This window comes from Amycolatopsis sp. NPDC004079, assembly GCF_040610415.1.
GTDB lineage: Bacteria > Actinomycetota > Actinomycetes > Mycobacteriales > Pseudonocardiaceae > Amycolatopsis > Amycolatopsis halotolerans.
In genome coordinates this window covers 16,340-28,733 of record NZ_JBEXMH010000014.1, presented here as the reverse complement: position 1 = coordinate 28,733, position 12,394 = coordinate 16,340, and the positions used below count along the sequence as shown (strand labels likewise).

The following is a 12,394-nucleotide window of genomic DNA, read 5'->3' as shown; positions in this document are numbered from 1 at the left end:
TGTGTCGCGTATTGGGTAGAATTTCCGGTATGCGCGCCGACCGGTTGGTCTCGCTGGTCCTGCTGCTGCGCCAGCGCGGCCGGCTGTCCGCGGCCACTCTCGCCCGCGAGCTGGAAGTCTCCACCCGCACTGTGCTGCGGGACATCGACGCGCTGTCCGCGGCGGGGATCCCGGTCTACGCCGAACGCGGGCGCAACGGCGGATTCGCGCTGCTGCCCGGATTTCAGACCGAACTCACCGGGCTGAACCACGACGAAGCGCTCGCGCTGCTGGTCGCCGGATCGCGCCGTGGCGCGCAGGCGTTCGGCCTCGGTTCGGCGCTCGCTTCGGCCATGCTCAAAGTGGTCGACGCGCTGCCGGAAAGCCATCGGACCACGGCCGCGGGCGTGGCCGAACGGTTGCTGATCGACCCGGAGATCGACCTCCTCTCGCGCCGCGCGGTCGCCGAGGAGGTGCCGGACGCCGTAATCGCCGAGATCCGTCGCGCGGTGTTCGCCGGGCATCAGGTGCGGATCCGCTATCAGGCGGTGAACCAGGCCCCGAAGTGGCGCACAGTGCACCCGATTGGCCTGGTCACCGTGCGGGAGCAGGGATATTTGCTGGCTACCCGCGAAGGCGAGGACCGGACGTATCGGCTGTCGCGTGTGCTGGCCGCCGAGGAGCTCGACGAACCAGCGCAGCGGCCCGATCGAGTAGACCTCGGCCGGGCCTGGCAAGACCGCAGCACGCGATTCCGGACCGGCGGCGACCAGATCGTCGCGCTAGTCCGGATTCGCCCGAAGCAGCGGGAAGAACTGGCCCGCACCGCACTCGCCATTCTCGCCGAGGAACCCAGCTCGGACGGGTGGATTCGGCTGGAGGCGGCTTTCCAGGATTCCCGGCACGCCGAATGGGCGCTGTGGCAGCTCGCCCGGAACGCGGAAGTCCTTGCGCCGCAATCGCTGCGTGCCGCGCTGCACCACCGCGCCGCCGAGCTCGCCGCCACCTACGCAGAGCCCGCCTGACCCCCTGGCAACGGCACTGCCTGCACATTCCGTAGTTGTGCGGATACCTACCCACTGGTAAGTTACCCGCCAGTCGTGATCCACATCATGGTTCGAACTTCATGGTTCAAAGGGGAGTCATGATCCGGAAACCCGTCCGCGCGTTGATCGCCGCCGCCGCTCTCGCGATCACGTCCGCCGTCGCGCTGCCCGCCGCCGCCTCGGCTGATTCCTTCTACAGTTACGACGGCAGCACGCCGCTTTCGTCGTACGCGCCGGGCACCGTGCTGAAGACGCGGACGTTGAACTATCACGTCTTCGGCTTCCCGACGCCGGTACAGGCCACCCAGCTGCTCTACCGGACCGCCGACGCACAGGGCAATCCCACCGCGAACGTCACCTCGGTCGTCCGCAATCCCCTGGGCGGCAACGGAAAGGTCGTTTCGTACCAGTCCGCGTACGACTCGCTCAACCCCGAGGACGCACCGTCCCGGGCGATCGCGGGCGACGTCCGGCTCGGCGGCGTGCTGCCGAACGCCGAATCGCTGCTCATCGCACCGGCGCTCGCGCTCGGGTACAGCGTCGTCATCCCGGACACCGAAGGCCCGTCCGCCGATTTCGCCGCTGGTCCCGAATACGGTCAGACCACTTTGGACTCCATCCGCGCCGCGACGCACGCGTCCGGCACCGGAATGAACGAATCCACCAAGTTCGGCCTCATCGGCTACTCCGGCGGCGCGATCGCGACCGGCTGGGCGTCGGCGATCGCCGCGAGCTACGCGCCGGACGTCGAGAAGAACCTGGTCGGTTTCGCCGAGGGCGGGGTGCTCGTCGACCCCGCGCACAACCTCAAGTACGTCGGCGGAAGCCCGGTCTGGTCCGGTGTGATCCCGATGGCGCTGATCGGCGTCTCGCGCGGCTACGGCATCGACCTCAAGCCGTACGCCAGCGAGTACGGGTTGAAGGTGCTCGCCGACCTCGAGCACGCGTCGATCGCCGAGGCGCTCGGCCACTACCCCGGGCTGACCTGGCAGAAGCTGGTCAAGCCGGAGTACGCGGACCCGGATTCGGTGCCGCCGTTCGTCGACGCGGTCAACAAGGTGAACATCGGCTCGGCCGCGACGCCGTCGATTCCCGGGTTCATCGCGCAGGCCAACAACGGCGCACTCGAAGGCACCGTCAGCAACGAGCCGGGCATCGGCACCGGCGACGGCGTGATGGTGGCCGGCGATGTCCGCGCGCTCGCGAATCAGTACTGCGACACCGGAAACACCTCGATCAAGTACACGCAGTACGACGCGCTGAGCCACGCCACCGCGCTCCCGGCGTGGGCCCCGACGGCGATCGCCTGGCTCGGCGACCGGTTCGCGGGCAAGACCGCCCCGTCCAGCTGCGGGCAGATCCCGCCGGGGAACTCGCTGGCACCGGAGCAGCACACCGGGTCCTGACCGGCTGATCCAGGCAACGGTTCGGCGACGAGATCCCCGCGACTGCGGCACCGTCGTCGCCGAACCGCCTGGCCCGCCCGCACCCTGACCGGCCTGCCTCGGGACCTTTCCCTGGGCAGGCGCGTCACTGCTTCCGTCCCGTTCGGACAGTCAGCCCGGCAGCGAATTGGGGCACTGGCACCGAAGTGGTATTTACCATCAACCGCCCTGCAGCCACCGGATTCGGTCTTGCGAGGGGTGATCCGCGCAGGGTTTCGACGGCAGCGGTCACCAACCTGGCCGCGTGCTAGCCCTGCGACAATTCCGCGCGGCCAACGGGTTGGCGGTCCGTGCGCGCGGTCCGGTTGGCGGACTACTTCGAGGGCCAGGCACTTTCGCCCTCGGCGTGAGCCCGGCTCAGCCAGCGAATTCCGCAAGCGCGTCCGCCAACCCGTGCGAAAAACCCCTGCCCGCACACCGGCGGACAGGGGCTTTCCCTTACCAGCTAACGAATCAGCCGTCGGATTCGGCCGACGGAATGAACGCCCCGGGAACCTGGTCCGGCGCGAAAATCTTGCTCTCGCCCGGATACGGCTGGTTCCACCCGTGCACCTGGTACCACGTGAAGTGGTCCATCTGCGCGGGGTTGGCGTAGTCCGCCGTGGCGTTCGGGCCGGTCAGCTTCTGCTGCGACTGCCATTGCTGCCACTGCTGCGCCAGCTGCTGCTTGTCCGCGGGCACCGCCGCCGACGCCGCCGCGGTCGACGCCGTCGGGACGTTGTCCGTGCCGCACGACGGCGGGGTCTTCAGGCCCGCGGTCAGCGACGTCTGGTTCGGCACCGCGGTGAACGGCGTGGTGTCCGGCTTCTGCGTGAACGCGGTCGCCATCGGGGTGGCCGCGCTGTCCTTCTGGTTCATCGGGTGGATCCCGAGGATCTGCTCGATGGTGCGGATCATGGTGATCTGCGAGTAGTACCGGCTGTCGGTCGCGCCGTGCTGGGCGTACGGGCTGATGATCTGGATCGGCGCCCGGTGTCCGTCGACGTGGTCCAGCCCGGCCTGGGAGTCGTCCTCGACCACGAAGATCGCGGAGTCCTTCCAGTACTGGCTGTGCGAGATCTTGTCGACGATCTTGCCGACGGCCAGGTCGTTGTCGGCGACCTGCGCGGCCGGGCTCGGCGGCCCGCCGGTGTGGTCGCTCGACAGCCAGAACATGTTCAGGTCGGCCGGGCCGTTCTTCTCGAAGTCGTTCTTCCAGATCTCGTACCGGTACTGGTCCGGCACGTCGGTGTCGAACTTCGGGAAGCCCGGCACCGAAACGCTGTTCAGCGACGGGATCGGCGACGACGAGACCAGCGGGTACGCGGTCGGCTCGCCGGTCGCGGCCATGTTCTTCGAGTCGCAGTACAGGTTCTGCCAGCTCGCGCCCGCGGGCTTGGTCAGGAACTGGTGGAACTCGCCGAAGTCGCGGACGGACTTGCCCGCCGCCTGCGCCCCGCTCCACAGGAAGCCGCTGCGCTGGTGGCCCAGCGCGTCGTCCTCGGTGTCGTAGCTGCGCTTGTACTCGCCTGCCGACGACTCGGTGTACTCCGGGTTGTCCGCCTGCATCAGCCAGTTGTGGCCCTCGGCCGAGTTCGTGCCGATGTCGTAGGTGTTGTCGTACAACCCGAACTGGTCGGCCAGCGCGTGCTGGTTCGGCGTGACGGCCTGGCCGAACTGCGCGAGCGCCGGGTTGCCGTTGCCCTTCTGCATGTCGCCGAAGAGCTGGTCGTACGTCCGATTTTCCTTGACCAGCAAGAAAACGTGCTTGATCGTGGACGGGTCGCCGAGGCGCTGCGGAACCGGAACGGGCTTGACGTTGCGGTTGCCGTTGGCCTTCTGCACCGAACCCGGTGTCCAGCCGTTCTGCTTGAACACCTGATACGTCTGCGCCCAGGTCTGCCAGTCCGTCGGCAGGGTGAACCGCTGCAGGCTCGACGTGGTGTCGTGCGTGGCGTGCCCGGCCGCGGTGGTCGGGCGGCGGGCGTCGATGCCGCGGGTGTTCGCGACGAGGATGTTCTTGCCCGAGGCGGAGATGCCGGACGGGAAGTAGTCCGTCGGCAGCAGCCCGATGAAGGCGGCGGGGGCCTGCGGGAACCAGTAGCGGTAGACCGCGACCGCGTTCGCCCGGCCGAGGGTCACCAGCAGGTGGCCGTCGTCGGTGAGCGCGAGGTCGGTCGGCTCGTAGCCGACGTTCGCCTCCGGCCACGGCTGCGTCGCGATGGTCTGCACCACGACGTCGCGCTGGGCGTCGATCACCGAAACGCTGTCGCCGCCGGTGTTCGCCACGAACAGGGTGTTGTTCTTGGCGCGCAACGCGGTCGGGTGCAGGCCGACGTCGATGCTCTTGACCGGGGCGGCCGGGTTCGCCAGGTCGATCACGCTGACCGTGCCGGTGGTGGCGGCCCCGGTCTTCGGGTCGGCGACGATGTCGGTGCCGTACGAGTTGATCGTGGTGTCGCCCGGCTTCGCCGCGCGGCCACCCTCGTTGCCGACGTAGACCCGGTTGCCGATCCGCACCAGCCCGCGCGGCGCGTTGCCGACGGTCCAGCTCTGCTTGATCTGGCCGCTGGCGGCGTCGATCGCGACAACCCGGTTCTGGCCGTTCACCGCGGAGTACACAGTGGACCCGTCGGGCGAGAAGATCGCGCCCGCGGCAAGGGAATGCTTGTCCCCGTCGGCCGGGATCGCGACCCAGGTCGGGTTGGCGACGGTGCCGTCCGGCTTCACGTCGAACTTGCGGTAGCCGTCGATCTGGCCCAGCCACAGCGTTTTGCCGTCCGGCGAGTACGACGGGCCTTCCTGGCCGACGTCGTTGCCCGGCAGCTGCAGGTCGGCCTTCTTGTCCTTGCCGACGAGCTGCTGCACCTTCCAGCTCTTCAGGTCGACGATGGTCAGCGCGATGCCGCCGTCGGTGGTCAGCGCGGCGAGGTGGCTGCCGTCCGGGCTGACCGTCGAGGACATGATCTTGCCATTGGGCACGACCAGCCGCTCGCCGATCGGCTTGAGGTACTGGTCGCTGGAGATCGTCAGGCCGTTCGCGGTTTCCTGGCCGACCTGGTCGGTGCCGAACTGCTTGGTGGAGGCGAGGCCGATGCCCGAGCCCGTGGCGACGAGAGCGACCGTGGTCGCGCCCGCCGTGACGAAGCGCAGCTTGCGGGATCTGCGGAGTTCTTTCTTCCCGCCACGCCTGCGACGGCGCGTTACTTGCATGTCCTCATCCCTTCGTGGAGGAGAGCAGCTCGACGTTGCCGTCGAACTGCCACAGCGGGTTGGGCCGGTCCCCTTCCGGGGTCCGCACCTGGAAGTAGCCGTTCACTTCCTTCGGTCCGTCGCCGTCGGCGACATACCGCCCGTCCGAGGTGACATCGAGCTGGTAGATCGCCTGTCCGGTCGCCGAGATGCCGGGGAGATGCCAGGAGACGACGCACCGCCAGTCGTTGCCGGGGCCTTCGGCCTCGACGAGACCGCCGCCCTTGGTGCATTCCGTGCTGGCCGCTACCTGCTCCTCCGTGACGTCCGGACGGTGCAGCTGCGCGGCCTGGAGCCGGTAGAGGTGCGCGAATTCGGCGGACAGCGACTGCTGCAGCTTGGCCTGGTCGATGCCCGAACCCGAGGCAGGCGTTGCGACCGCGACGACTGCCGCCGTGACGCCGACCAGCGCGGCGAGCGGCAGCAAGCCCGCGGTCAGCACGAGACGACCGGCGCCGTCATAGGTCAGATCAGTGAAGTCGCGACGCACGAAGAGCAGGTAGGCCAGCGCAGTCGCGACCACTGCCCAGACCAGGCTCACGCCGACGCCGATCAGCAGCGGACCGAGCTGGGCCGGGTCGGTGAAGAGGCCGTTCCACGAGATGAACGCGTACGTCGGCAGCGCGAGCCGCACGACGACCGGCAGCGGCAGCAACTGCGCCACCGCCATCACGAGCGCGACCACCGCGGGCAGCAGCAAGCCCATCGGCGACCGTCCTAATGCGACAGAGCCGAGCAGGCCGATCCCCGCCAGGGCAAGGGTCGGGGCGAGCACGCAGATCCAGGCGAGAATGACCTTCACCGCCGCGTCGCCCGAGGACAGCAGGTGCCCGTCGAGGCCGATCAGCGGCTGTCCGCCGACCGCGACGAGACCGCCGACCGTGCTGGACACCGCCAATCCGAGGACCAGCAACAAGATCACGGTGAGACTGGCGAGCGCCTTCGACACGAAGATCCGCCGGTACGACCGCATCGCCACCAGCAGGTGCCGCCAGGTGCCGAGCCGGTCTTCGGCGGCGAAGACGTCCCCGGCGACCAGCGACGTCAGCAGCGGAAGCGCGTAACTGCCCGCGAAACCGAGCAGCACGAGCGGCCCGGCCCAACCGGTGGTGTTCATCAGGCGGCCGAACAGGGTGTCCACGGGCAGGTCGCTCTGCTGGCTGACCGCGGCGACGAACACCGCCGGCGCGATCCAGCAGGCGAGCAGCAGCACCCGGATCCGCCACTGCGACAACAACTTCACCAGCTCGAACCGGTAGCCGCGGCCCAGTCCGACCGGGCGGACCGGCGCCGGTGCCCGTTCCTCGGTGACGGTCATCGCTTGTCCCCCTGCTCCGTGAGCTCCAGGAAAGCCGCCTCCAGCGGCGAAACGACCGGAGCCAGTTCCCGTACGCCGATGCCCTGGCCGACGACGCGTGCGACGAGGTCGTCCAGCGCGGGCACCAGGCCGCTCACCACCAGGACATCGGCCTGTCCGCGCGGGGCCTGGGTGTCGTCGATCCGCAACCCGGGCACGTTCTCGGCGATCTCGCGCGCGGCCTTCTGATCCGAGGTGACCAGGCGGTAAGCCAGTTCGCGGTCGTCGGAGGACAGTTTCGCCATCGGGCCGGTGAAAACGACGCAGCCGGCGGACAGGATGGTGACCTCCGAACAGAGCGCTTCGAGGTCGTCCATCCGATGGCTGGACAGCACCACCGCGGCGCCCTCGTCGGCGAGCCGGGTGAGCACGCTGTGCACGTGTTTCTTGCCCGCCGGGTCGAGGCCGTTGGCGGGCTCGTCGAGGATCAGCAGGCGCGGCTTGGTCAGCAGCGCGGCGGCGAGGCCGAGGCGCTGGCGCATGCCGAGCGAGAACCCGCGCGCCCGGTCGTCGGCGACGTCGGTGAGGCCGACCTGCGCGAGAAGGTCATCGATGTCGACGGTCTGTCCGCGCAGCGAGGCGAGCGCGGCGAGGTTCTGCCGGGCGGTGAGCGAGGGGTACAGCCCCGGGCCGTCGACGAACCCGGAGATGCCGTCCGGGGTGGCGAGCGCGCGGCCGACCGGGCGGCCGAGGATCTCGAGTTCGCCCTCGTCGGCGACCGCGAGTCCGAGCAGCAGGCCGAGCAGCGTCGTCTTGCCCGCGCCGTTCGGGCCGACGAGGCCGTGGATCTCGCCGTAAGCGACGTCGAGATCGACACCGTCGAGCGCGATGACGTCGCCGAAACACTTGGTGATCGCGCGGGCCCGCACCGCGTCGCTGGTTTCCATGAATCCCCACCTTCCGAAGCCGTGAGGAACTTAGGCACGACAAGTGACATGCGAACCCGTGCCAGGTTGAACGTTGGGGAAACCCCGTGCGCCGCAGCCGGTTTCCTGGCGGCCAATCGGGCAAAACGGGATCAATCGCGCGCGGGCAAAGTGTCCGAGATCTCCCGGACCAGCGCATAGGACCGTTTCCGCTCCGCGTGGTCGTGGATCGGGGTGGTGATCATCAGTTCGCCCGCGCCGGTTTCGGCGATGACTGTGCGCAACGAATTCCGCAGCGCCGCCGGGGCTCCGGCGAGTACCGGGCCGGGGCCGACGGCCGGGTCCACGACGGCGTCTTCCGGGCGCGGCAACAAGATCCGCTCGCCGCGCGAACGGCTCAACGCTTTAGCCCGAATGGACCTGGCGAGCCATTCGGCCCGTTCCTCGGTCGCGGCGGCTACCACCGCGACGCTGACCACAATGGACGGTTCAGCAGTGTGGCCGGGGCGGAAGTGCTCGCGGTAGATCCGGGTCGCGGCGGCGGCTTCGGCGGGGCGAAGGTGGTAGGCGAACGCGTACGGCAGGCCTAGTTCGGCGGCGAGGTGTGCGCTGGCGGTGCTCGAGCCGAGCAGCCAGATGCCCGGCACGTTCCCTTGCGCCGGAGTTGCGCGCAGCGGCTGGTCCGCGTCGGAGAAGTAGGCCAGCAACTCCTTGATGCGGCCGGGAAAGCTGTCCGCCGGGCCGGGGTTCAGCGCGGCGGCCACTCGTCGCGGACCGCCGAGCGCGCGGCCGAGCCCGAGGTCGATCCGGTCCGGATGGAACGCGGCGAGCGTGCCGAACTGCTCGGCGACGACGAGCGGCGGATGGTTGAGCAGCAGGACGCCGCCCGCTCCGACGCGGATCCGTTTCGTGGCGTCCGCGACGCGGGCGACTGCCACGGCAGGCGCGGCGCTCGCGACACCACGCATGCTGTGGTGTTCGGGCAGCCAGTAGCGGTGATATCCCAGCTCGTCGGCCAGTTCGGCGAGATCGACCGTGCGCCGCAACGCCTCCCGCGCGGTCGATCCCGCGACGATCGGCGACGTGTCCAGCACTGAAACCCGCACCAGGGCATCATCCCGGACCCGGTGCGGGACGACAACCGGACCGCCCGCGTCGCAAGTGGACGGTCCGGCCGCGGCTTACGAGGTCTCCCGCACCGGCGCGGGCGCGGTCTCCTCTTCCTCCACCGCGTCGCTCAACTGCCAGCCGCCCCGGCGACGCAGCACCACGAGGTAATAACCCAAGGCCAGCAACGCGATCGCGCCGGTGACGATGAGACTCGGCCGTCCGATCACCGGGTCGGTCGCGTTCACGTACAGCACGAACGCCAGCGCGATCAACGCCACGACCGGCGCGATCGGGAACCCGGGCATCCGGTACTTGGCCCCCGCCGTCGCTCCGGAGCGGCGGCCCAGGAGGGCGCCGAGGCACAGCGCCGCATACACAACGACGATCGACGTGCTGGTCACGACTGTCAGGACCTGCGGGTCCACAAAGCACAGTGCGGCGGCGATGAATCCGGTCGCCAGCGTCGCGACCCACGGGGTGCCGAACTTCGGGTGCACCGCCGAGAGCGCGCGGTTCATCGCCTTCGGCCACGCCCGGTCGCGGCCGCTGCTGAACACCAGCCGGGAACTGATCAGCACGATCGCGAGGACGGCGTTGATGATGGCGAGCGCGACCGCGAGGCTCAGCACGGTGTCGAGCGTGCTGCCGCCGCGAGCTTGCACGAAGTACGACAACATGTTGGGAGAGCTGAACAAAGTGCCGAGATCCGGTGCGCCCATCAGCACCGCGGTGACCGGGATCAGCTCGGCCAGCACGGTGACCCCGAGTCCCATGAGGACAGCGCGCGCCACCCCGCGTCCGGCGTCCTTGGTCTCTTCTCCAAAGTAGACAGCCGAGCCGTAGCCGTTGTAGGCGAAGATCGCGATGGCGGTAGCGATCATCACCGCGCTGATCGTCGCCGGACCGCCGCCCGGGGCGACCGGATGCGCGATCAGGTCGGTGAACGGACGGGCCGGCTTGGCCAGCCCGAGCACCGCGACCACGGCCAGTGCCAGCAGCTCCACCGCGAGGAAAATGCCGGTGACCCAGGCGTTCAGCTTGATGTCGAACACCGCGACGATCGCCGCGAGCACGCACGTCACCGCCGCCACGACCGCCGGGGACACGCCGGGCAGCACCACGCTCAGGTACTGGCCGACGCCGAGCGCGATCACCGCGACGATCAGCACCTGCGTCACGATCATGATGCCCAGCACCATGAATCCGGGCAGTTTGCCCAGCGTGCGCGCGGCGATCGTGTACTCCCCGCCCGCGCTCGGGAAGGCCGAGCCGAGTTCGGCGTACACGAAGGCCATGAAGATGCCGACGACAGCGGCGGCGAGGAAGGCGTAGAAGGCGCCCGATCCGGCGCCGGTGAGGACGCCCGGTGCGATGACGAACACCGAGGACGCCGGGCTGATCGCGGAAAGCGTGATCAGCAGCATGCCGAGGGTGCGCAACCCGCGGCGCAAGACGGGGGTGGACAACGCTGGCCTCCATCAAGTCGTTGCTCAGGTACGTTGTTTGAATGGAACTCAAATAACCAGCCGGGCGTTCAGCTAAGGCCCTCACGCCCGCCACGTCAAGACTTCAGCGGTCTCGATCCGTTCAGGGGTTGCATTTTTCGAGATTTGTTCAAAGAATCAAGGCATGGCAAGACCGAGCAAGGCCCCCGAGCGGCGGGCGGAACTGGTGGCCGCGGCGCGGCACACGGTCGTCGAACGCGGCGTGCTGAACCTGAAGCTGCGCGACGTCGCGGACCACGCCGGCATGTCGCCGGGTTCCCTGTTGTACTACTACCCCTCCCTGAGCGACCTGCTCGAAGACGTGCAGCAGGAGGCCGTCGAACGCTTCTGCGTCGCGCGCGAAGCCGCCGTCGCCGGGGAGGCCGACCCGCGCGCCCGGATGCGCGCGATGATCGGCAGCGGCCTGCCGAACGGCAAGAACGACGAACTGTGCGTGCTGCTCTACGAACTGGGCACCATCGCCCGCCGCGAACCGGCGTACGCCGCGCGGCACATCGCGCTGTACGAACGCCAGGTCCGCGGATACGTCGGAATCCTGGAAGCCGGTGCCGCGACCGGGATTTTCGACCTGACCGACGACCCGGTCACCATCGCCCGCAACCTCGTCACCCTCGAAGACGGTTACGGCCTGCACCTGACCCAAGCCGTCCCGCCGCTCGACCGATCCGTCGCCGAGGCGATGGTGCTCTCGTATGCCCGCGTTTCGACCCGATGCTCCCTGGAGGACCCCGCATGACCCGCGCCCGCGACCTGGGCTTGGCCCTCGGCGGCAAGCCCGGCCCGCACAACGCGATCACTGACATCCCCGGCGTCGAGGTCGGATACACCACCTTGATCGAAGGCTCGTCGGTGCGCACCGGGGTCACCGCGATCCTGCCGCGCGGCCGCTCCCAGTTCGACGTGCCTTGTTCGGCGGGCACCTTTTCCTTGAACGGCAACGGAGAAATGACCGGCCGCGCTTGGCTCGCGGAGACCGGGTCCTTGACCCTGCCGGTCTTGATCACCAGCACCCACTCCGTCGGACAGTGTCACCGGGGCACGATCGATTGGGTGGTGCGCGAACGCCCGGACGCCGCGGCGGAGTGGCTGCTGCCGGTGGTGGCGGAGACGTGGGACGGGTACCTCAACGACGTCAACGCCCCGACTATCCGGACCGACCACGCCGTCGCCGCCATCGATGCGGCTGCCTCCGGCCCCATCGCCGAGGGTTCGGTGGGCGGCGGGACCGGGATGACCTGCTACGGATTCAAAGGCGGGACCGGGACTTCGTCGCGGGTTGTTTCGCATGGCTCGGACAGCTACACCGTTGGAGCCCTGGTGCAGGCGAACTTCGGGAGCCGCCCGGAACTCACGGTCGCTGGATCTCACCTAGGTGCCGAGCTTCTTGACGACAACCCGATGGCCGACACGAACTGGCTCGCTCCCGCCGGTGCTGGGTCGGTGATCGTCGTGATCGGGACCGATGCGCCTCTGTTGCCTGGTCAGTGCACCGCTTTGGCCCGCCGGGTGCCGCTCGGGCTGGCTCGGACCGGGACCACCGGCTCGCACTTCTCCGGTGACCTGTTCCTGGCCTTCAGCACGGCTAACGCGGGTGCTTTGACCAGCCATTTCCCCCGGCCGGACGACGAGCCGTACGAGAGCATGCGGTTCGTTCCGTGGGGTGCGATCGACCCGTTCTTCGAGGCGGTGGTGCAGGCGGTCGAGGAAGCGGTGCTGAACGCGCTGGTGGCCAATGACGAGATGGTCGGACATCGAGGGCACCGGGTTCCGGCGCTTCCGTTGGCCCGCTGGCAGGAGGGGGCCTAGAGCAGGCGCGGCGGGCTCGCCTGGGCGCTTCGGCTGACCACGCGCCGCG

The 12,394-nt window shown here is 69.0% G+C and carries 9 protein-coding genes; 4 read left to right on the top strand and 5 right to left on the bottom strand.

The window, feature by feature from the left end:
* The first annotated feature begins 29 nt into the window (after positions 1-29).
* Both ABZX37_RS16970 and ABZX37_RS16965 read left to right on the top strand, forming a co-directional pair.
* Complete coding sequence (locus ABZX37_RS16970; RefSeq protein WP_354740415.1) at positions 30-1,004, top strand: WYL domain-containing protein; 975 nt, start codon at positions 30-32, stop codon at positions 1,002-1,004.
* A 119-nt stretch (positions 1,005-1,123) separates the two neighbouring features.
* Positions 1,124-2,431: a lipase family protein gene (locus ABZX37_RS16965; RefSeq protein ID WP_354740413.1), complete on the top strand. Its 1,308-nt coding sequence runs from the start codon at positions 1,124-1,126 to the stop codon at positions 2,429-2,431.
* A 492-nt stretch (positions 2,432-2,923) separates the two neighbouring features.
* Here the strand turns inward: ABZX37_RS16965 and ABZX37_RS16960 are convergent, their stop codons facing one another.
* The 5 genes from ABZX37_RS16960 to ABZX37_RS16940 form a co-directional block, all read right to left on the bottom strand.
* Positions 2,924-5,662, bottom strand: coding sequence for a bifunctional YncE family protein/alkaline phosphatase family protein (locus ABZX37_RS16960; protein WP_354740411.1), 2,739 nt, complete (start codon positions 5,660-5,662; stop codon positions 2,924-2,926).
* A gap of 4 nt (positions 5,663-5,666) precedes the next feature.
* The gene (locus ABZX37_RS16955) at positions 5,667-7,019 is read right to left on the bottom strand and encodes an ABC transporter permease (protein WP_354740409.1); all 1,353 of its coding nucleotides are present in this window, start codon (positions 7,017-7,019) and stop codon (positions 5,667-5,669) included.
* Positions 7,016-7,945, bottom strand: a complete 930-nt coding sequence (locus tag ABZX37_RS16950) for an ABC transporter ATP-binding protein (protein ID WP_354740407.1) — start codon at positions 7,943-7,945, stop codon at positions 7,016-7,018. The genes ABZX37_RS16955 and ABZX37_RS16950 overlap by 4 nt, the downstream gene beginning before the upstream one ends.
* 131 nt (positions 7,946-8,076) lie before the next feature.
* Complete coding sequence (locus ABZX37_RS16945) at positions 8,077-9,030, bottom strand: MsnO8 family LLM class oxidoreductase (RefSeq protein WP_354740405.1); 954 nt, start codon at positions 9,028-9,030, stop codon at positions 8,077-8,079.
* Positions 9,031-9,105: 75 nt separating this feature from the next.
* Positions 9,106-10,500, bottom strand: coding sequence for an APC family permease (locus ABZX37_RS16940; protein WP_354740403.1), 1,395 nt, complete (start codon positions 10,498-10,500; stop codon positions 9,106-9,108).
* A gap of 163 nt (positions 10,501-10,663) precedes the next feature.
* Here ABZX37_RS16940 and ABZX37_RS16935 point away from each other — a divergent pair, with 163 nt between their 5' ends.
* Both ABZX37_RS16935 and ABZX37_RS16930 read left to right on the top strand, forming a co-directional pair.
* On the top strand, positions 10,664-11,275 hold the full coding sequence (locus ABZX37_RS16935; RefSeq protein ID WP_354740401.1) for a TetR/AcrR family transcriptional regulator: 612 nt from the start codon (positions 10,664-10,666) through the stop codon (positions 11,273-11,275).
* Entirely contained in the window at positions 11,272-12,345 is a 1,074-nt protein-coding gene (locus ABZX37_RS16930; protein ID WP_354740399.1) for a P1 family peptidase, read from the top strand. Before ABZX37_RS16935 ends, ABZX37_RS16930 begins: the two co-directional genes overlap by 4 nt.
* Positions 12,346-12,394 lie beyond the last annotated feature (49 nt).

Bases quoted from the DNA above. Each gene is read 5' to 3' on its own strand.
- ABZX37_RS16935 (WP_354740401.1), top strand. From the start codon at position 10,664: ATGGCAAGACCGAGCAAGGCCCCCGAGCGGCGGGCGGAACTGGTGGCC.
- ABZX37_RS16955 (WP_354740409.1), bottom strand. From the start codon at position 7,019: ATGACCGTCACCGAGGAACGGGCACCGGCGCCGGTCCGCCCGGTCGGA.
- ABZX37_RS16965 (WP_354740413.1), top strand. From the start codon at position 1,124: ATGATCCGGAAACCCGTCCGCGCGTTGATCGCCGCCGCCGCTCTCGCG.
- ABZX37_RS16970 (WP_354740415.1), top strand. From the start codon at position 30: ATGCGCGCCGACCGGTTGGTCTCGCTGGTCCTGCTGCTGCGCCAGCGC.
- ABZX37_RS16930 (WP_354740399.1), top strand. From the start codon at position 11,272: ATGACCCGCGCCCGCGACCTGGGCTTGGCCCTCGGCGGCAAGCCCGGC.
- ABZX37_RS16950 (WP_354740407.1), bottom strand. From the start codon at position 7,945: ATGGAAACCAGCGACGCGGTGCGGGCCCGCGCGATCACCAAGTGTTTC.
- ABZX37_RS16960 (WP_354740411.1), bottom strand. From the start codon at position 5,662: ATGCAAGTAACGCGCCGTCGCAGGCGTGGCGGGAAGAAAGAACTCCGC.